Genomic DNA, 18,827 nt, shown 5'->3' on the forward strand with positions numbered 1-18,827 from the left:
GCACACAGCACTATCGAAAAATAGAAAATCCGAAGGAGGATTCCATGACAACGCCTCATGCGCCACGCCGCAGAATGAAGGCTGTCGGTGCGACCGGTTTGAGTGCAGCTCTTGCCCTTACTCTCGGCGTTCCCGCCACTTTCTCTGCAGCTCACGCTCAGAGCCCCCAGCAGGTCGAAGGAAACACTGCGAGCGCATCCGGTGACGCTGCCTCGCGTATCAGCCCGGGCCTGCAGAAGGCTGAAGGCCAAATCACCGTGTATGTGCAGTTCAAGGGCAAGGGCGCGTATGAGCAGACCCAGTCCGCGGCTGTTCTGGCACGTAAGGAGGCGCCGACAAACCGTCAGGCGCAGGTGCAGGCTATTGCAGCTCAGGTGCAGTCGCAGGCTCAGTCTGTGGCGGCTGCTTCTGGTGCGAAGCTGATGTACACCACGCATAATGCGATGCGTGGTGCGGCGATTACTGGTGATGCTGCGCAGATTCGTGCGTTGGCGGAGCGCCCGGATGTGGAGCGTATTTCGCCGATTATCGCGAAGGAGCGTATGAACTCCGGTAGCGAGATTGATACGAAAACTCTTGCCACGTGGACTCGTGAGAATACGGGGTACACGGGTAAGGGCGTGAAGATTGCGGTTGTTGACTCCGGTGTTGACTATACGCACGCTGATTTTGGTGGCCCCGGTACGGTGGATTCGTACCTGAAGGCTAAGGCGATGACGGAGCTTCCGTCTGCTGATTCGGGTCTGATTGATCGTAATAAGTTCATTGGCGGCATTGACTTGGTCGGTGATGACTACAATGCGTCGGTGGCTGAGAAGTCGACTCCGCAGCCGGACAATAACCCGCTGGATTGCCGCCCGGATGGTTTCGGTTCTGGCGGTCACGGCACCCACGTGGCGGGTACTGCCGCCGGTTATGGTGTGACGGCGAACGGTACGACTTACCGTGGCGATTACAAGAACCTGACGGAGGAGCAGCTGAAGGGCATGTCTATTGGCCCCGGTACTGCTCCTGAGGCTCAGATTTTGGCGATTCGTGTGTTCGGCTGCTACGGCAATTCGAGTGTTGTGATGAAGGCGCTCGATACCGTGATGGACCCGAATGGTGACGGTGATTTCTCTGACCGCGCCGATATTGTGAACCTGTCTCTCGGTGGCGAATTCGCTCCGGCTGACGACCCCGAGTCGTACATGATTAATACGATGGCGCGCCAGGGTGTGTTCACTGTGGCTGCTGCCGGTAACGCCAATAACTACAACGGTGTGGGTGACACCTACTCCGATTCGGGTAGCCCGGCGAATGCTGCTGCGGCGCTGTCGGTGGCGAACGCCTACGGCTCCACTCAGCCGATTGACCGTGCCCGCGTGACCACGAAGACTGGTTTGGAGTGGTTGCAGGGTGATTACTCGGTGAACTTCGATTATTCGAAGGCGTCCGCTGATCAGCTGCGCGGCGAGGTTGTTGCCGCACCGAAGCGTAACCGTTACGCTTGCGAGGCTTTCACCGCTGAAGAGGCGAAGGCTTTGAAGGGTAAGTGGGTTTACTTCGAGTGGGATCAGGACGATTTGACGTTCCCGTGCGGTTCGAAGGTGCGTTTCGATAACGTTCAGGCTGCCGGCGGTGTTGGCGTGGTGATGGCCGGTAAGGCTGAGCGCTACACAATCGGCATTGGTGGTAATGCGACCATTCCGGGTCTGCGTCTGACTGCTTCTTCGACGAAGGACCTGGAGAAGGCTCTGGCAGCCGGTCCGGTGACCGTTGAGATGAACCTGGACTACAAGGCTTCGGGCCGCGGTCCTCACTCGCACGCTTTTGATTTGAATTCCTCGAGCGCTCGCGGTCAGCACGGTTCTGATGGCTTCATTAAGCCTGACCTTGCGGCACCGGGTACTGAGATTGTCTCTGCCGCTGTGGGCACGGGTAATAAGGGTGTTTCCTTCACCGGTACCTCCATGGCTACCCCGCATGTGACCGGTATTGCCGCCCTGGTGATGCAGGCGCATCAGGATTACAACCCGCAGATGATTAAGGCTGCGCTGATGAACGGCGCGTCCACCCCCATCAAGAATGAGCAGGGTGCCCAGTACGCGGTGGATCGTGTGGGTACGGGCATGGTGAATGCTCGCGCCGCCGTGGACGCGAAGGTTATCGCGTACGATGCGAAGACCCCCGAGCGTGTTTCGACCGCGTTTGGTGTGCTGGAGTACACCCCCGATTCGGGTATTCAGACTGTTCAGCGTGAAATCGTTCTGGACAACACCGATTCGCAGGCTCACACCTACACTCTGAACTACGAGGCAAGCACGACCATCCCGGGTGTGGAGTACTCCTACCCGCAGCAGGTGAGCGTGGGTGCCGGTGAGCGTAAGAACGTGACCGTGACCGTGCGCATTGACCCGTCCAAGCTGGAGAAGACCATGGACCCGGCGATGAGCGCCGACCAGGTCGCTCAGGACTGGACGACCGGTAAGACTCTGGCTGCTGGTAAGCGCCAGTACATTGCGAGCGCTTCTGGTCGCCTGATTTTCTCTGAGAATGGCCGCGAGGCAATCCGCCAGTCGATTCACGTGGCACCGAAGCCCGTCTCGAAGATGCGTGTTGATGCGTCCCGTATTGATTACAAGGGCATTGCCGATAAGGAGTCCACAGTGACTCTGCGCGGTACGACCCTGAACCAGGGCGGTTACCGTTCGTTGCTGGGTGCGTTTGAGCTGGGTGCGGTCAGTGACCGTATTCCGACCGGTCAGCTGAAGCTGCCGTCGAACCAGTCTGTTGACCTGCAGTATGTGGGTGCCGCCTCGGATGCTCCGGCGTTGAAGGCTGCCGGCAAGAACCCGAACGATGGTTCTCTGTTCTTCGGTATTTCGACCTGGGGTACTTGGGATAGCATGCACTGGGGCCGTCAGGTACAGGTGCAGATCGATACCAACAACGACTCCACCGCAGACTACGTTCTGGAAGTGACCCGCGAGAAGGGTCTGGACTACCCGCTGGTGAAGGTCTGGTCCATCTCCGGTAACGCATCCACCGTGGTGGCACGCTACCCGCTGAACAACGCCTGGGGCGACACCGACACCAACATCATGGACACCAACACCATGATTCTGGGTGTGCCGCTGAAGGACCTGGGCCTGACCGCTGAGAAGGCTCAGACCATCAAGTACACGGTGCAGACCGACACCTGGTACAACGAGGGTAACTCCTACGTGGACACCACCTCGGCTATCGAGTACTCCCCCTTCAACCCCGGCGTTTGGTTCACCGGTGAGGAGTCGGGCGTACCCGGCCTGTTCGTGGACCGTGACGGCGGCCAGCTGACCGTTCACCGCAAGAACAACAACAAGGAGCGTCAGGCTCTGTTCCTGCACATGCACAACGCGACCGGCGACCTGAGCGGCCGTAAGACCGCGAACGGTGTTGCCGCTGGCGACCGTGCGCAGGTCGTGAAGGTGGCTCGCACCCTCCACGATGCGCGCTTCACCGACGTTCCGGCGGATAACCAGTTCTACCGTGAAATCACGTGGATTGCTGCCCGTCAGATTGACCGCGGCTACCAGGACGGCACCTTCCGCCCGCTGAACAACATGGACCGCGCAACCATGGCTGCGTACTTCTACCGTATGAGCGGCTCGCCGCAGTACACCGCACCGTCCACCCCGAGCTTCTCGGATGTTCCGCTCAACCACCCCTACTACAAGGAGATTGAGTGGATGAAGGCTCAGGGCATCACCACCGGCTGGCCCGATGGCACCTACCGCCCCGAGGGTTCGGTGAACCGTGACGCGATGGCTGCATTCTTCTACCGTTACGCGGGTTCGCCCGAGTACACTGCCCCCGCGCAGGCTCGTTTCACGGATGTTCCGACCGACAAGCAGTTCTACCGCGAAATCTCGTGGCTGGCTGAGCAGGGCGTGACCACCGGTTGGCCCGATGGTTCGTTCCGCCCCGTGGAGCCGGTACACCGCGACGCTATGGCGGCGTTCGTGTACCGCTACAGCACGGGTGTGCTGAAGGAAAGCCCTGAAATCTAGGGGCACAGAATCTAAGAACCCTAAATTCTAGGTTTCGTAAGGTTCTACCGCTGTAGGTGCTACCTCAGCAGGTTTCACCGAGGGAGCCGTACCGTTGCAGTTTCTGCGCGGTGCGGCTCCCTTTTTCTGTGGTTGGGTGCTTTGTTATTTACGCGTAATGTTCCGTAATACGAGTTTGACTAGGTTATATAAAGAATCGTTGAGACAATAAGTGAAGGTTTCTTCACCATCGGCATGAACCTTGACGTTCACGCCGCACAGACGCACTGGAGGCGCACTGGAAACACAGTGCAGACGCACCGAAGCACTCTCGGTGCAGAACCCTTGCCGTACAGCTCTCCGAGTAGAACTCTCGGCGCAGAACCTCGGCGCAGAACCTCGGCGCAGAAACCGCTAAGAAACGCACCATCACTAAAAAGGAGCATTCAGTGGCAACCTTCCCTGAAGCTACCCCCGCGCGAGCCGCCCGGCACACACAGCCGGGTCGCCTCAAGCAGCTGGCACGCAGCTGCGGCGCACTCACCCTGGGGCTCACCCTCGGGCTGACCGCCCTGCCGTTCGGTACCGCCGCCTACGCGGCACCGGGCGTAGTACGCGGCGCAGACCGGGACGCACCCCACCAGAACACCGGCACCGGCGAGAACAACAACGAAGTTCTCTCCCCCAGCCTGGACGGCGCCACCGGCGAACGCGCCGTGTTCGTCCGATTCAAGGGTCAGGGCGCGTACGCCCAGACCCAGCCGGACGCGGTCCGCTCCCGCGCGCAGGCACCCGTCAACGCGCAAGCACAGGTGCAGGCAATCCGCGCCAGCGTGCAGCAGCAGGGCGCCTCCGCGGCGAAGGAATCCGGCGCGCAGGTCCTGTACACCACCCACAACACGATGCGCGGCGTGGCGCTCTACGGTAACGTCGAGCAGATTCGTGCGCTCGCGAACCGTGACGATGTGGAACGCATCAGCATCATTGAGGACATGGCACCGCAGAACAGCGGCACCCTCATTGATACGGACACGCTCTCCGTGTGGGCGAAGAGCCCGGCAAACCCCGCCTCCACCGGCTACACCGGCAGGGGCGTGAAGATTGTCGTGCTCGATACCGGTATCGACTACACGCACGCCGATTTGGGCGGCCCCGGCACGCAGGAAGCCTTCGAGAAGGCGAAGGCATCCGACACGATTCCCGAGGGCACCTACGATCCGAAGAAGTTCCTTGGCGGCTACGACCTGGTCGGTGACGACTACAACTCCGGTAAGAAGGAAACCTCCACTCCCCACCCGGATAACAACCCGCTCGACTGCGGCGGCCACGGTAGCCACGTGGCCGGCACCGCGGCAGGCTACGGCGTGAACGCGGACGGCAGCACCTTCCACGGCGACTACTCCAAGCTCACCGAAGAGCAGCTCAAGGACATGAAGATCGGCCCCGGCTCCGCACCGGACGCCCAGCTGATTGGCCTGCGCATTTTCGGTTGTAAGGGCACCACCGCGTTCGTCCCCAAGGGCCTGGACCGCGTGCTCGACCCCAACGACGACGGCGACTTCTCCGACCGCGCCGACATCGCGAACCTGTCGCTCGGCAACGAGTTCGGCGTGTTCGATGAGACCGTGAACTACGCGGTCGGCTCCCTCTACCGCGAGGGCATCCTCTCCGTGGTCGCGGCGGGTAACGCCAACAACTACAACGCCGTGGGCGACACCTACTCCAACTCGGGCGGCCCCGGCACCAGCGCCTACGGCCTGACCGTGGCGAACTCCATCGGCTCGACCCAGCTGGTGGACCGCGTGAAGATTCTCGCCCCCGCGAACGAGGCGGACACCTACGGTGACTACTCGGTGAGCTTCGACTATTCGAAGGCAACCAAAGAGCAGCTGCGCGGTACCGTGGTGCGTGCCGCCTCCCGCAACCGCTACGCCTGCGAGGCATTCACCGAAGAGGAAGCTGCAGCACTGAAGGGCAAGTGGGCTCTCATCGACTGGGCGGACGCTGACGGCACCGCCCCCTGCGGTTCGAAGGTACGCTTCGACAACCTGCAGGCGGCTGGCGCGACCGGCGTGGTGCTCACCTCGAACACTGAGGTCGGTGACACCGCTATCGGCGGTAACTCCTCCATTCCGGGCGTGCGCCTGGCAAAGAGCCAGGTGGAGCGCCTTTCCGCGCAGATTGATTCGGGTGAGCTGACCCTGCAGCTCGGCGAGAACCTGCGCGACTCGATTCGCGTGCCCAACGGCAAGCTGGATCAGGCGAACACCTCCACCGCGCGTGGTCTGCACGGTTCGCACGGCATCACCAAGCCGGACGTTGCGGCACCGGGTACGAACATTTCCTCCATCGAGGTTGGTAGCGGTACCGGTTCGAGCGTGAAGACCGGTACGTCCATGTCCACGCCCTTTGTTGCCGGTGTTGCGGCGCTGATCATGCAGGCGCACCCGGAGTACGGTCCGCGCATGATTAAGACCGCTATCATGAACACCGCCGACCACCACATGCAGGACGCCTGGGGCAACCCCTACGCGGTGGACCGTGTGGGTACCGGCCGCATCAACACCCGTGCGGCGGTGGCTGACCGCGTCATGCTGTTCAACGCGGCACGCCCCGAACAGGTTTCGGACACTTTCGGCGTGCTCGAGTACACCCCGAACGCCGGTGTGCAGACCCTGCAGCACCGCGTGAGCGTCGAGAATACCGACTCGGTGGCGCACACCTACACCCTGAACTATGAGGGCAGCACGAGCATCCCGGGTGTGGAGTTCTCCTACCCGCAGTCCGTGTCTGTGGGTGCCGGCCAGAAGGCAACGTTCACCGTGACGGTGCGCATTGACCCGTCGAAGCTGGAAAAGACCCGCGACCCGTCCATGTACCCGAACCAGGATTCAGTGAACTACTCGACCGGTACGGTCACCATTTCGGGTGCCCGCCAGTACATTGCGAGTGCTTCGGGCCGCCTGATCCTGACCGACGCTGATTCGTCGGCTGCGGTGAAGACCCTGCGCATGCCGCTGCATGTGGCACCGAAGCCTGTCTCCGCGATGCGTGTGGCTGGCTCCGATATCGCCTTCGACGCGGAGGGTTCCGGCGCGACCGAGCAGCCCCTGACCCTGCAGGGTACCGCAGTGGATCAGGGCGGTTACCGCTCCCTGCTGGGTGCCTTTGAGCTGGGCGCTTCGAGCCCGCGCATCCCGACCGCGAAGCTGGGTGTGGGTTCGGATTCCCGCATGGACCTGCAGTACGTGGGTGCCGCCTCGAACGTGGCGGAGTTGAAGGCAGCCGGTGCGGACACCTCCGAGGCGCACCTGTCCTTCGGTATTTCCACCTGGGGTAACTGGCAGGAGGTGACCCCGCGCGGCACCTACTACGTGTTCGTTGACACCAACAAGGACGGCACGAGCGACTACCGCCTGCAGACCGTGCGTGAGAAGGGCCTGGACTACCCGCTGGTGAAGGTTTCTAAGCGCAGCAACGGCAAGTGGCAGGCCATTGAGAACGCCCTGTACCCGCTGAACGGCACCTGGGGTGATACGGACACCAACATCATGGATTCGAACACTCTGGTGATGACTGTTCCGCTGAGCGTTCTGGGTCTGGACCCGGACGCCGAGTCCACTGAGATTTCGTACTCGGTGACCACTTCTAGCGCGTTCTCCGCAACGACCGTGGTTGATACGACTGATTCGGTGGTGTTCAACTATGCGGCGCCGAAGCTGTGGTTCAGCGGCGAAGAGGCGGGCGTGCCGAACCTGTTCGTGGACGCGCCGGAGGCTCAGCTGGTGGCGCACCGTAACGGCGACGCGAAGAACGTTTCTGCACTGTTCCTGCACATGCACAATGCGACCGGCGACCTGTCCGGTACGAACGGTGCTGCGGGTGAGCGTGCGCAGGTTCTGCGTGTCTCGTCGAACTCTGAGGCTACCGCCGCGAGCGCGCACTTTACGGATGTTCCGGCGGATTACCCGTTCGTGAATGACATTAACTGGCTGGCTCAGCGTCGTATTACGACCGGCTACCCGGATGGTACGTTCCGCCCGAACGGTTCGGTGGAGCGCGGCGCGATGGCGGCGTTCTTCTACCGTATGGCGGGTTCGCCGCAGTTCACTGCGCCGTCCACTCCGAGCTTTAAGGATGTGCCGCGTGATCACCCGTTCTTCAAGGAGATTGAGTGGATGCGTGCCCGCGGTATTACGACCGGCTGGTCGGATGGTACGTTCCGTCCGAATGCTGCGGTGAACCGTGATGCTATGGCGGCGTTCTTCTACCGTTTTGCGGGTTCGCCGGCGTATTCTGCTCCGGTGGCTTCGCCGTTTAGTGACGTGTCAGCCGGTAGCCAGTTCTACCGTGAGATTTCGTGGTTGGCTGAGCAGCGTATTACGACGGGTTGGGCTGATGGTTCGTTCCGTCCGGTTCAGCCGATTGAGCGTGGCGCGATGGCGGCGTTCTTGCACCGCTATAACGTGCGTGTGCTGAATAACCGCTAATCGGAGCGTTATATTTGAGCGCTAAATACCCCCGGTGGATGCCGTACGCATCTGCCGGGGGTATTTGCTTGCCTCACGCTGCCCGAGGCGGCCTAGTTAGCGTTGGCGGGCTTCTTTACGGTTGAGCTTCTCAATGGCGGCTTCCACCTTTAACTTGCGGTGACTGAGCTTCCAGAGGCTAAAAGACTGCAGCAAGGTACTCTTACCAATCTCCACAAGGGAGGGCAGCCCCTGCCGGATGAGTGCCTCATTGATTTCTTCCTGGGTGGCGCCCTGCTCCTTCATCTGCTCGATGATGATGTTCGCCTCCGCGATTTTCCCGGAGGTGAGCGGGTGGTTTTCGAGGCTGGTTTCGATGTCTACGAGCTCGTCGTAGAGTTCAGTTTTTGTTTTTGCCATGGTGCTGTCTTCACCGTCCTTGGTTGACGTGTTCTGTGGCGTAGCGGGTGTGGGGGCGTTTTCCCTCATCACCGGCTGTTTTGAACGGTATTTGAACCGTATGTTCATGCTAACAGCTGCACGGGTTGTCGCACAGGTTTTTTACCGGTGAGTATGCTGTGTATTTTCAGGGCTGAAACGATACTGAACCCGCCGCGTGCGCCGCTCTGAACGCACCGTGTGGAACACTACCTCGCCTCCCTCGGCGGTTCACCGCACGGGCTATAAGGTGGAGCGTACACTTAAGTCATGCGTGAATTACAGGCACAGATCATCCGTGAAATGGGCGTCAAGCCCAACATGACCGAAGAGCAGGCACGCGAAGAAGTGGAGCGCCGCATCCAGTTCATCTGCGACTACCTGGAAGCCACCGGAAGCCGCGGCCTGGTACTGGGCATCAGCGGCGGCATCGACTCCACCCTGGCCGGTCGCCTCTGTCAGCTGGCGGTGGACCGCCTCAACGAGCGTGGCCGCACTACCGAGTTCGTGGCGGTGCGCCTGCCCTACCGTGTGCAGCACGACGAAGAGGATGCGCAGGAGGCGATGCGTTTCATCCAGCCCACCCGCTCCCTGACCTTCAACATTGCCGAAGCCGTGGATGGTTTCGACAGCGCCTACACTGCCGCGACCGGCGAGCAGATCAGCGACTTCAACAAGGGTAATGTGAAGGCGCGCGCCCGCATGATTGCCCAGTACGCGATTGCTGGCGACCCCGGCTACCTGGTGGTGGGTACCGACCATGCGGCGGAGTCCATTACGGGTTTCTTCACGAAGTTCGGTGACGGCGGCGCGGATCTGCTACCGCTGTACGGCCTGAACAAGCGCCAGAACCAGCTGCTGCTGCGGGTGCTGGGTGCGTCCGAGCGTCTGTGGGCTAAGCCTCCGACCGCTGACCTGCTGGACGGCGTGCCCGGCCGCACCGATGAGGATGAGCTGGGTCTGACCTACCCGCAGATTGATGACTACCTGGAGGGTAAGGACATCGACGAGGCGGCGGCTGAGAAGCTGGAGCAGATTTACCTGCGTAGCCGCCATAAGCGCACCACCCCGGTAACGATTTTTGATTCGTGGTGGAAGAACTAACGCGGAAGAACTAACGCTCTAATCAGCGTAAGAACCAATGTGAAAGCCCCGGGCTCCCATGTGGGAGTCCAGGGCTTTTACCATGCTTTTGCAGACCGAGGACTATGCCTTCTGTTCGGGCTGTGCGCCAGAAACCTGGGCAGCCTGAACATCCGAATCCTCAGAACCTTCAGTCTCAACCTCAGCCTCAGCCGGGGGTACCTTCGCGCCCCCGGTGGTGAGGAACAGTACCAGACCCAGCGCGCAGGCAAGCACCTGGGTGAAGGGGAATGCCCAGGTCAGGCCCTTAAAGCCGAACCACATGTTGCCGAAGTACACGGCGGGGAAGAACAGCAGCGCAATGCCGAGGGTCATCAGCATTGCCGGGCGGCCCTTACCGGACGCCTGGAACCAGGAGACGAACACGATGCTGACCGCGTTGAACACGGCGGCGAGCATGAGCGCAACCATGACCTCTTCACCGGTGGACACCAGACGCTCGTCGCCCACTACGGCGAGCAGTTCGCGGCGGAAAATCAGCACCGGAATGGTGATGGTTACGGAGGTAATGACAGACAGCATGGTTGCGGTGCGCAGCGCCTGCTTCACGCGAGCGCCGTTGCGGGCACCGTACGCGTAGGCGTACAGGGGGATACCGCCCATGCACAGGCCCATGCACAGCATTTCGGGGACCATGTTCAGGCGCATTGCCAGACCGAACGCCGCCACGGTGTCGTCGCCGTAGGAGGCGGCGAGGTTGTTCAGCAGCAGGGCGGCGAAGATCAGGTTGAGGCTCTGAATGAGCTCGGCGGCACCGACCGCGACCACGGGCTTGATGATGGCGGGGTCGAGGGAGAAGTCGCGGATGTTCGCGGAGAAGTTCTCACTCTTGCGCATCAGGAACTGCAGGTAGTACAGCATGGACGCGCCGTTAGCCAGCAGCATCGCCCAACCTGCACCGGCAATGCCCATGTCCATGACGGCGATGAACAGCACGTCGAAGATGCAGGTGACGACGGTGCCGACGATGATGCCGTACATCGACTGCTTGGCGTAGCCTTCGGAGCGTACGAGCTGTTCGAGGGTGAACATACCAATCGCGAGGGGCGCGCCGAGGAACATGAGGTGCACGTAGATGCGGGTCGGTTCGTAGGAGCCGCCGGAGGCACCCATGATGCCGGTAATTGGGTCGGCGAGGATAAAGCCGATAGCAGCAGCGATAACGCCGGCACCGAGCGCCGAGTAGAGCGCGAAGGAGGTGACGCGGTGGATTTCGTGGGCGGGTTCGCCTGCGCCGAGCTTGCGGGAGGCGAGGGTGGAGGCGCCCAGGCCGAACAGGCCGGCGATTGCCATGATGACGCCGAAGACGGGCACGCCGTAGCCGGTTGCGGCGAGTTCTTCGACGCTGCCGTAGTGGCCGACGAAGTAGGAGTTCACCACATTGTAGATGCTGGTGATGGCGAGGCCGAGCGCCATGGGCACGCCGAGGGAGAGGAGCGCCTTGAGGATGGGTGCTTCTTTGAGCAGGTAGATGTTCTGCGGGTCTTCGCTTGCGCCGTGCGGACCGTGTCCGCCGTGTCCTGCGGGTGCGCCGTTTTTGGGCGCGTTGTTTTCAGTCTGCTGAGGTGCCATAGATTCCTGTGGTTCTGGTCTGTGTCGTGCCCGGGGCGCGGTGAATGACGCGGTAAGAGGCGTGGTCCGCGCGAAAAACGGGCTAGTGTATTGTACCCCCTCCGCATGGTGGCGGGGCTAGGGGTTTAGACATAAAAGTAACGAGGCGCCCCTCCCCCGCTGTTGGGGGTGGGGCGCCTCGCCTCATACGTAGAAGACTGGGTTATTCGAGCTCGGTCGGCTATTCGAGTTCGACGGGGCCGAGTACGCGCAGCACCTCGATGTCCAGGCGTTCCTGGATTTGGTGCAGTACGTTCGTGTCGATTCTGCCTTCGTCACGCAGACGCTTGAGAACATCGCGCTGAACTTCGAGCACGCCCAGGCGCAGCTCTTTCTCCTTTTCGTGCGCTTCGAGCACCTTCAGCACGTTTTCGGGGGTGTCGTCGCCGTGCATGTGCAGGGTGTGCAGGTTACGGTACATACTCATGTGGAACATGTGTTCTTCCGCGATGCGGTCGATGACTTCCTGCGGGGCGTTGATGCGTCCACCAATTTCCTGGATGGAGTCGAAGGACTCGGCAATCATGGTGCGGATTGCTTCGTTCATCTCTTCTTCTTCGCTGTTGTCGACCGGCAGGTTCGCCCAGCGGATCACGGCGGGCAGCAGCATGCCCTGGACGACCATGGAGCACAGCACCACGCCAGAGACCACGAAGATGACGAAGTCGCGGTATTCAACACTCGCCGGGATAGACAGCGCCACCGCCAGGGACACGCCGCCGCGCAGACCCGCCATGGTGGAGACGACGCGGCCGCGGTGGGTGGTGCGCAGGGAACGCTGCTTCTCACTGCGGTCGAGCAGGCGAATCGTGAAGATGGACGCATGCAAGAACACGTAGCGGATGACCACGCAGGAAATCCAGGCAACCAGTACGGCGAGCAGGGCGACACCCCAGCTGGAGCGGTCGTTTCCAAGCACAAGGCCGGCGCGTTCCACAGCGGAGGGCAACTGCACACCGACCATGACGAACAGCACGGCGTTCATGACGAAGGTGACGAACGCCCAGGTGGGCAGGCCGTAGGTGCGGTTCTGCGGGCGGATGGTGTCCGGGCTGTAGTAGGTGAGGAAGAACGCCGCAACCACCACAGCGACCACGCCGGAGCCCTTCATATCGGGCAGAGGCTCAATCTTCTCGGCGAGAATGAACGCGATGAAGGGCACGGTCAGCATGAAGCAGGTGAACCACATCGGGTTGTCGATGTGGGCACGAATCTTGTTGGCTACCCAGCCAACCGCCAGGCCGACCAGAATACCGATGAGGAAGGAGAAGACGAACATGCCGGCCGCGTGACCGAGGGCGAGCTCTTGGCCGGCGGCTACTTGCAGGGCGAGGGCGAGGAGCACGAGGGTCGTGCCGTCGTTGATGAGTGCCTCCGCCTTGAGGGTGGTGATGGAGGATTTGGGCAGCTTGCCGTTGAGGGTTGCGACGGCGACCGCGTCGGTGGGTGCGAGCGCCACACCGATGAGCAGTGCCGCACCCCAGACGTACACGCCGGTGAAGGCGTGCAGAATACCCGCCACACCGAAAGCGGTCACGATGACCAGCAGGGTTCCGGTGAGAATTACGCCGCGGATGCGGGTGCGCGCTTCACGCCATGAGGTGTTGCGGGTTTCCCAGAAGAGCATGACGGGCAGGAAGATTTCGAGAATGACGTGCGGCGGCAGGCCAAGTTCCTGCACCTCATGCAGCTCGTGGGCGGGAATAATACCGATGGCCAGACCGATAAAAATCAGCACAATCGCGGGAGTGATATGCGTCTTGTGCGCGATGATAGTTCCCACCAGGATGGCTAGTGAGAGCGCGATGAGGGATTCAAGCATGCTGTTCCTCTGCTGGGGGTCTCCGGTGTACTTCAGGGGTTTAAAGAGTACACCCGCGGTTTTATTCCCGGCGCTCGCTGGCGGGGCTGTCTTATTCATGGGTGCGGTTACCTTTCATGACGTTTTGTGTCATTCTGACGTGAACTTGGGGTCGTACTGTGTCAGAGAACAGAAAATCCGACCCCGAGAGTGCGCGCGAACACTCAGAACGTGAGAAGATAAGGTCATGACTGATAACAACACCGTAACCGGCAGCCCGCTTGTTAAGCGCGGCCTGGCCGACATGCTCAAGGGCGGCGTCATCATGGACGTCGTCACCCCCGAACAGGCTAAGATCGCTGAAGATGCTGGCGCTGTGGCCGTCATGGCTCTCGAGCGCGTCCCCGCGGATATTCGTGCGCAGGGCGGCGTGGCTCGTATGTCTGACCCGGACATGATTGAGGGCATCATTGATGCTGTTTCGATCCCGGTCATGGCGAAGGCCCGCATCGGTCACTTCGTTGAGGCTCAGATTCTGGAGACCCTGAAGGTCGACTACATTGACGAGTCCGAGGTTCTTTCCCCCGCCGACTACGTGAACCACATTGACAAGCACCAGTTCAAGGTTCCTTTCGTGTGCGGTGCTACCAACCTGGGTGAGGCTCTGCGCCGCATCACCGAGGGTGCCGCTATGATTCGCTCGAAGGGCGAGGCTGGCACCGGTGACGTCTCTGAGGCTACCAAGCACATCCGCACCATTAAGCGTCAGATTGCTGAGCTGCAGGGCCTGTACAACACCATGCCCGACGAGCTGTACGTGAAGGCTAAGGAACTGGCTGCACCGTACGAGCTGGTGCTTGAGGTTGCTCAGACCGGCAAGCTGCCCGTCGTAATGTTCACCGCCGGTGGCGTGGCTACCCCCGCCGACGCTGCGATGATGATGCAGCTGGGCGCTGACGGCGTGTTCGTTGGCTCCGGTATCTTCAAGTCGGGCGACCCGGTTGCTCGCGCGAAGGCTATCGTGAAGGCTACCGCGTTCTACAACGACCCGGAGAAGGTTGCTGAGGCTTCTCGCGGCCTGGGTGAGGCTATGGTCGGCATTAACGTTGCTGACATTCCGGCACCGCACCGCCTGGCGGAGCGCGGCTGGTAATTCGTGCGCGCACCCCGCATCCGGGGTGAGTGTTTGATGAGGGGGTGGGGTTCGCTGAGGCGGGTCCCGCCCCTTCTTGTTTTGTTGTTTTTGTGAAGGGAGCGGTGATGGTTGAGATGGTTCAGCCTACCGGTGTTTTGCCGGGTGAGGGTTTGACGGTTGGTGTTTTGGCACTGCAGGGCGGCGTGAGTGAGCATGCGGAGATGCTGGAGTCCCTGGGCGCGCAGGTGCGTTGGGTGCGTACCGGTGAGCAGCTTGAGGGTCTGGATGCACTGGTTCTGCCGGGCGGTGAGTCGTCGACGATTGACCGCCTGACCCGTATTTTTGGTGTGCGTGAGCCGCTGATTGAGGCGATTTCTTCGGGCCTGCCGACCCTGGGTACGTGCGCGGGCCTGATTATGCTGTCGAAGCGTATTGATGATCCGGCACCGGGTCAGCAGTCGCTGGGTGTTTTGGATGTTTCGGTGGGTCGTAACGCGTTTGGTTCGCAGGTTGATTCTGCGGAGGTGCGCCTGCCGTGGCTGACCCCTGCCGGTGATGAGGTAGTTATTGATACGGCGTTTATTCGTGCGCCGATTGTGACCGGTACCGGTGAGGGTGTGCAGGTGACGGCTCGTCATGAGGGGAAGATTGTGGGTGTGCGTTCGGGCAACCTGATTGGTATTTCTTTCCACCCGGAGGTTACGGGCGATACGACGGTGCATGAGGAGCTGCTGGCTCTGGCACGCGAGGTGAAGGGCAACTAGCCCCTCCCCTCCCCCAAAAATAAGCCCGGTAATGAGCATTTAAGGAGTTGTGGCGGTGACCGTTGTTCGGTCACCGCCACAACTGTTTTTGAGTGGGCTTATGCGTGAGTGGGTTTATGGGCGGGCGCTACTGGGGGTTTGGGGCTGGGCCTTCCACTGCTGGTAGGCGCTCGTGGCGAGGAATCGTGCACGGTTTGCGTCGCTGAGCGTCTTGATGTCTGCGGGGGCTGCCTCGTACCACTTTTCGTAGAGACGAATAATCATCTCGGGGTAGGCGGCTTCTTCCAGGTCTGCGCGGTGGGGGATGAATTCGTTGCGGTTCTTGATGTCTCGGTACTCACTACCGGCGAAGGGGTCGGTGATTCCGACGCTGGGGTGAGCGTTGTAGGCATCGATGTTTTGGACGTATTCGGGGAGGGCGCTCCGCCCTGCTTTGAGTGCGGCGTGGCATTTGCTGTCGATTTCGCTGGGCTCAATCATGTGGGCGCCGTCTGCGAGGATGTGCCGGTATTGGATGTACGCGGGGTATTGTTCATCGGTGCGCGGGACGGGCTTGGCGGCTTCTGCTGATGCGAGATCTTCGGCGGAGTATGAGGAGCAGCTGACGGTGGGCGTGGTGCTTGCCGTTGCTGAGGCGCTCGCCGTGGAGGGTGAGGAGGTGCTGCTTGCCGCGGTGTTTGCACTACCGCAGGCGGCAAGGAGCAGGGGCAGGATTGAGAGAGCGGCGCCGTATCGCAGTGCGCTGTAGCGGGGGTTGGGGGTCCTGGATTTCTGGGTCATCATGTCACCTCATTGTGGGCTGGAGCATACCGAGTTGCCCCTCAATATACGGGTAGTTTTGATAGATGGTCAAGAGAAAAATATGTTTATTTTTTAAAATCCAACATTTCGGAAGAAAATCGGCGAACAGGCCTATTTAGCGCCTTGACCTGCGTAAACATGGAGACTATCGGACTCTTGAGGCAAATACAGCACCAAGACACCAGCATCAGATATTGCTATTTGCCCGATAATCAACAGAAGCCAACATACCCGGAGGGGCACGGCCGGAGTGCCCATTACGCAACCTCCAACTCGGTCAAAGCCTTACACCTCGAAGGCCCAACGCTACTGCAGAAGGAAATAAACAAGTCCCCTAACGTATTCCCAGAGCAGTAGCGAGATGACGCACTGCGCAACAAATGCGGCTATAGCTGCGGCGGTTGGCACCCAGTAGCTACGCTTAGAACATGCAATAAAAACTGCTATAAAAATAATGCATGAGACAATATCGGGACCCAAGAGAATGAATGTTTGCAAATCATATGGCCACAATATTCCATGCATATATTCCGTAGGGACTTTACATGGACTTACGATATGGTGTTTTAAAATTTCATAAGTCCCATACATTTTAAAAACTAAATATAGTGAGGCAATCCAAAAAATGCCTATGCGAAGCTTGACGCCCAGCCATATACTAAAAATCTGCCACAAGCTAGCTAATACAACTCCCACCACAAAGAAGGGCAAGTAGAAATAGGTACTTTGCCACCCAACACATGGTGAGACAAATCTATCGAAATCTGTATACAGGGCAGTTGGGAAAATATAAAAAAATTGCAATACAATGAGAAACAAGATATACAAAATTATTTTCTCATTTATGGCGAACATCTTATAAGTAGAATTCATGACGCCCTTTCCTTTCAGTAGCACCTTTCAGCAGCATAAAACGCTAGTAGTACAACACCGAACACATGGCCTCAATGTTGTTTTTTGTACCCACTAAGCCCAAAAGCCAATACTGGGATAGGTGGGCAAACCGCAAAATCTCCCCACTCTTACCCCGCCTACTTCATATTTAAGCAGGTCAGCGCTTTAAGACTACTGGGTAGCAGGCCTTGCGTCTAGAGTGTTGGTTTTAAAAATATGATGGTATTTTCCATTGACCATGTATCAAATATTTGGGTATGTTTAGACGCAATATATCGTTCCATCCCTCTTGTGAGGTGGTCTCATGACCCACACCCCTGTTTTTCTTTCGCTCCGTTCCAGCGGTCTACGACGCGGTGCCGCGTTGGCGATTCTTCCCATGCTTCTTGCTTCCTGCGGCAGCTCCACCAGCACGGCATCAAACACTCCCGCACCCTCGAATACGACCGTGGCTTCATCCCCGTCAGCAGCAAGCACCACCGGGTCCGACTCCTCTTCCGCGGCGAAGAAGACGTCTACCCCCTGCCTTGAACCTGACGAAACCGCGAAAGCTCAAACCCTCAAGCAGCAGGAAGCCATCAGCGCCGACCGCGGTACAGCGCTCCCCTCCTATGTCTCCGCACGGCATGTTGTGCGCAACCAGGCGAACTTCCCCACCCGCGCCGAAGCTGAATCAGCAGGAGCCGAGTGCCTGGCACTGTACGAGAAGAACAAGGCCGATCACGCCTACGCCGCAGCGTGGGTGCGCGCTATCGATGACAATAACGTGGCAAGCGGAAAGGTAGCCTCCGGCCCGCGCACTGACATCCAGAGCGCAGACCCCTACAAGGCAAGCAACTACGTCGATATTCGAGAGGGTAAGGAGTACTTCCCGACCCGACAGGAGCTGCTCGCGGCAAACTACCCCGAGAACTACATTGTTGCTTTTGAGTTGTGGGCACAGCAGGCACCCGCCAATGTGAAGCAGAAGAGCGACGCGAACCGTGCGGCCGCTAAGGATACTCGCTGGTCTGAGGTGGTAACCCTGCCCAGCCCCGACAACCCTGTCTAATCCAAACCTGTCTCATCTCCTGTCTCATCTTAAAAATAGTTGTGGCGGTGACCGTTGTTCGGTCACCGCCACAACTGTTATAGGGTGCAGGTTAGGGTAGGAGCGCCAACCCAAACTCAATAACAATCAGCGCGATAGCACACGCGAAGAGTACCCCACGCGACACATTGAACTTCTGCCAGAGATCATACAGCTGGCTGGGAATCAACCAAATAACGCACGCCCGAAAGGCAAGCGTCGTCAGGGGGCCACCCCACTGAATAATCATCAGGGCAAGAGCAAAACTCAGGCTGAGCATATCCAGGATGCGCCGGTGCTTTCGCACCTGCTCCCTCTCCTTCTGATAGCCAGGGTTGTTTAGCAACCTTGGTGGTGCTTTTTTCAGCTGACCCACAATGACCAAAACCACTAGCAGGAACACAGAAATATCGAAGAACATGGGAACCGCCTTTCAAATTGGGGTTCGCTCGCTACGCCGGTTACGAGCTGATGGCGCACCATCATTGGTGAAAACTTCTCAAAAACAAGTAATGTGCAACACGTATATTACGTATTGTGGGTTACTTTACAGCAAACATGAACCCTATTCAAGAGGTAAACACTCCCCCCCCCCCCCGAAAAGTTTTTTATAATTTTTTAATAATAAGGGCGCCGGGGACGGGAGGTTGCCGGCGCGCGTCACACTCCCGATTCTAGAAACGTGGGAGGGG

General features: G+C 59.5%; 12 protein-coding genes. 6 read left to right on the forward strand and 6 right to left on the reverse strand.

Features of this window, described 5'->3' with window-relative positions; translation table 11 throughout:
- The first annotated feature begins 44 nt into the window (after positions 1-44).
- Together RWZ58_RS02650 and RWZ58_RS02655 are read left to right on the forward strand one after the other, a co-directional pair.
- Positions 45-4,031: a S8 family serine peptidase gene (locus RWZ58_RS02650; RefSeq protein ID WP_314657192.1), complete on the forward strand. Its 3,987-nt coding sequence runs from the start codon at positions 45-47 to the stop codon at positions 4,029-4,031.
- A gap of 428 nt (positions 4,032-4,459) precedes the next feature.
- Positions 4,460-8,500: a S8 family serine peptidase gene (locus RWZ58_RS02655; protein WP_314657194.1), complete on the forward strand. Its 4,041-nt coding sequence runs from the start codon at positions 4,460-4,462 to the stop codon at positions 8,498-8,500.
- A gap of 96 nt (positions 8,501-8,596) precedes the next feature.
- Here the strand turns inward: RWZ58_RS02655 and RWZ58_RS02660 are convergent, their stop codons facing one another.
- Entirely contained in the window at positions 8,597-8,899 is a 303-nt protein-coding gene (locus tag RWZ58_RS02660) for a recombinase (RefSeq protein WP_314657197.1), read from the reverse strand.
- 288 nt (positions 8,900-9,187) lie between these two features.
- On the opposite strand from RWZ58_RS02660, the gene nadE reads away from it, so the two are divergent.
- A complete protein-coding gene (gene nadE / locus RWZ58_RS02665; protein ID WP_314657199.1) occupies positions 9,188-10,021 on the forward strand; it encodes an ammonia-dependent NAD(+) synthetase in 834 nt (277 codons plus the stop codon).
- A 102-nt stretch (positions 10,022-10,123) separates the two neighbouring features.
- Here nadE and RWZ58_RS02670 read toward each other — a convergent pair whose 3' ends face one another.
- Both RWZ58_RS02670 and RWZ58_RS02675 read right to left on the reverse strand, forming a co-directional pair.
- Complete coding sequence (locus tag RWZ58_RS02670) at positions 10,124-11,632, reverse strand: MATE family efflux transporter (RefSeq protein WP_314657200.1); 1,509 nt, start codon at positions 11,630-11,632, stop codon at positions 10,124-10,126.
- A 220-nt stretch (positions 11,633-11,852) separates the two neighbouring features.
- The gene (locus RWZ58_RS02675) at positions 11,853-13,493 is read right to left on the reverse strand and encodes a Na+/H+ antiporter (RefSeq protein ID WP_314657201.1); all 1,641 of its coding nucleotides are present in this window, start codon (positions 13,491-13,493) and stop codon (positions 11,853-11,855) included.
- A gap of 226 nt (positions 13,494-13,719) precedes the next feature.
- On the opposite strand from RWZ58_RS02675, the gene pdxS reads away from it, so the two are divergent.
- Together pdxS and pdxT are read left to right on the forward strand one after the other, a co-directional pair.
- Positions 13,720-14,625 (forward strand): pyridoxal 5'-phosphate synthase lyase subunit PdxS, encoded by a 906-nt coding sequence (pdxS, locus tag RWZ58_RS02680; RefSeq protein ID WP_049333865.1) that lies wholly within the window; start codon positions 13,720-13,722, stop codon positions 14,623-14,625.
- A 107-nt stretch (positions 14,626-14,732) separates the two neighbouring features.
- Complete coding sequence (gene pdxT, locus RWZ58_RS02685; RefSeq protein ID WP_314657204.1) at positions 14,733-15,371, forward strand: pyridoxal 5'-phosphate synthase glutaminase subunit PdxT; 639 nt, start codon at positions 14,733-14,735, stop codon at positions 15,369-15,371.
- A 114-nt stretch (positions 15,372-15,485) separates the two neighbouring features.
- Here the strand turns inward: pdxT and RWZ58_RS02690 are convergent, their stop codons facing one another.
- On the reverse strand, positions 15,486-16,154 hold the full coding sequence (locus tag RWZ58_RS02690) for a hypothetical protein (RefSeq protein ID WP_314657207.1): 669 nt from the start codon (positions 16,152-16,154) through the stop codon (positions 15,486-15,488).
- 324 nt (positions 16,155-16,478) lie between these two features.
- Positions 16,479-17,045 (reverse strand): hypothetical protein, encoded by a 567-nt coding sequence (locus RWZ58_RS02695; protein ID WP_314657210.1) that lies wholly within the window; start codon positions 17,043-17,045, stop codon positions 16,479-16,481.
- A gap of 325 nt (positions 17,046-17,370) precedes the next feature.
- Between RWZ58_RS02695 and RWZ58_RS02700 the strand changes: the two genes are divergently transcribed.
- Positions 17,371-18,117 carry a hypothetical protein gene (locus RWZ58_RS02700; protein ID WP_314657213.1) on the forward strand — a complete coding sequence of 249 codons (747 nt, stop codon included), beginning with the start codon at positions 17,371-17,373 and terminating at the stop codon, positions 18,115-18,117.
- A gap of 91 nt (positions 18,118-18,208) precedes the next feature.
- Here the strand turns inward: RWZ58_RS02700 and RWZ58_RS02705 are convergent, their stop codons facing one another.
- Positions 18,209-18,556: a hypothetical protein gene (locus RWZ58_RS02705; RefSeq protein WP_314657215.1), complete on the reverse strand. Its 348-nt coding sequence runs from the start codon at positions 18,554-18,556 to the stop codon at positions 18,209-18,211.
- Between the last annotated feature and the right edge of the window lie 271 nt (positions 18,557-18,827).

This window comes from uncultured Rothia sp. (assembly GCF_963544205.1).
Classification (GTDB): domain Bacteria; phylum Actinomycetota; class Actinomycetes; order Actinomycetales; family Micrococcaceae; genus Rothia.

Bases quoted from the DNA above. Each gene is read 5' to 3' on its own strand.
- RWZ58_RS02700 (WP_314657213.1), top strand. From the start codon at position 17,371: ATGACCCACACCCCTGTTTTTCTTTCGCTCCGTTCCAGCGGTCTACGA.
- RWZ58_RS02675 (WP_314657201.1), bottom strand. From the start codon at position 13,493: ATGCTTGAATCCCTCATCGCGCTCTCACTAGCCATCCTGGTGGGAACT.
- RWZ58_RS02705 (WP_314657215.1), bottom strand. From the start codon at position 18,556: ATGTTCTTCGATATTTCTGTGTTCCTGCTAGTGGTTTTGGTCATTGTG.
- RWZ58_RS02695 (WP_314657210.1), bottom strand. From the start codon at position 17,045: ATGAATTCTACTTATAAGATGTTCGCCATAAATGAGAAAATAATTTTG.
- RWZ58_RS02690 (WP_314657207.1), bottom strand. From the start codon at position 16,154: ATGATGACCCAGAAATCCAGGACCCCCAACCCCCGCTACAGCGCACTG.
- pdxS (WP_049333865.1), top strand. From the start codon at position 13,720: ATGACTGATAACAACACCGTAACCGGCAGCCCGCTTGTTAAGCGCGGC.
- RWZ58_RS02650 (WP_314657192.1), top strand. From the start codon at position 45: ATGACAACGCCTCATGCGCCACGCCGCAGAATGAAGGCTGTCGGTGCG.
- nadE (WP_314657199.1), top strand. From the start codon at position 9,188: ATGCGTGAATTACAGGCACAGATCATCCGTGAAATGGGCGTCAAGCCC.
- RWZ58_RS02670 (WP_314657200.1), bottom strand. From the start codon at position 11,632: ATGGCACCTCAGCAGACTGAAAACAACGCGCCCAAAAACGGCGCACCC.
- RWZ58_RS02660 (WP_314657197.1), bottom strand. From the start codon at position 8,899: ATGGCAAAAACAAAAACTGAACTCTACGACGAGCTCGTAGACATCGAA.
- pdxT (WP_314657204.1), top strand. From the start codon at position 14,733: ATGGTTGAGATGGTTCAGCCTACCGGTGTTTTGCCGGGTGAGGGTTTG.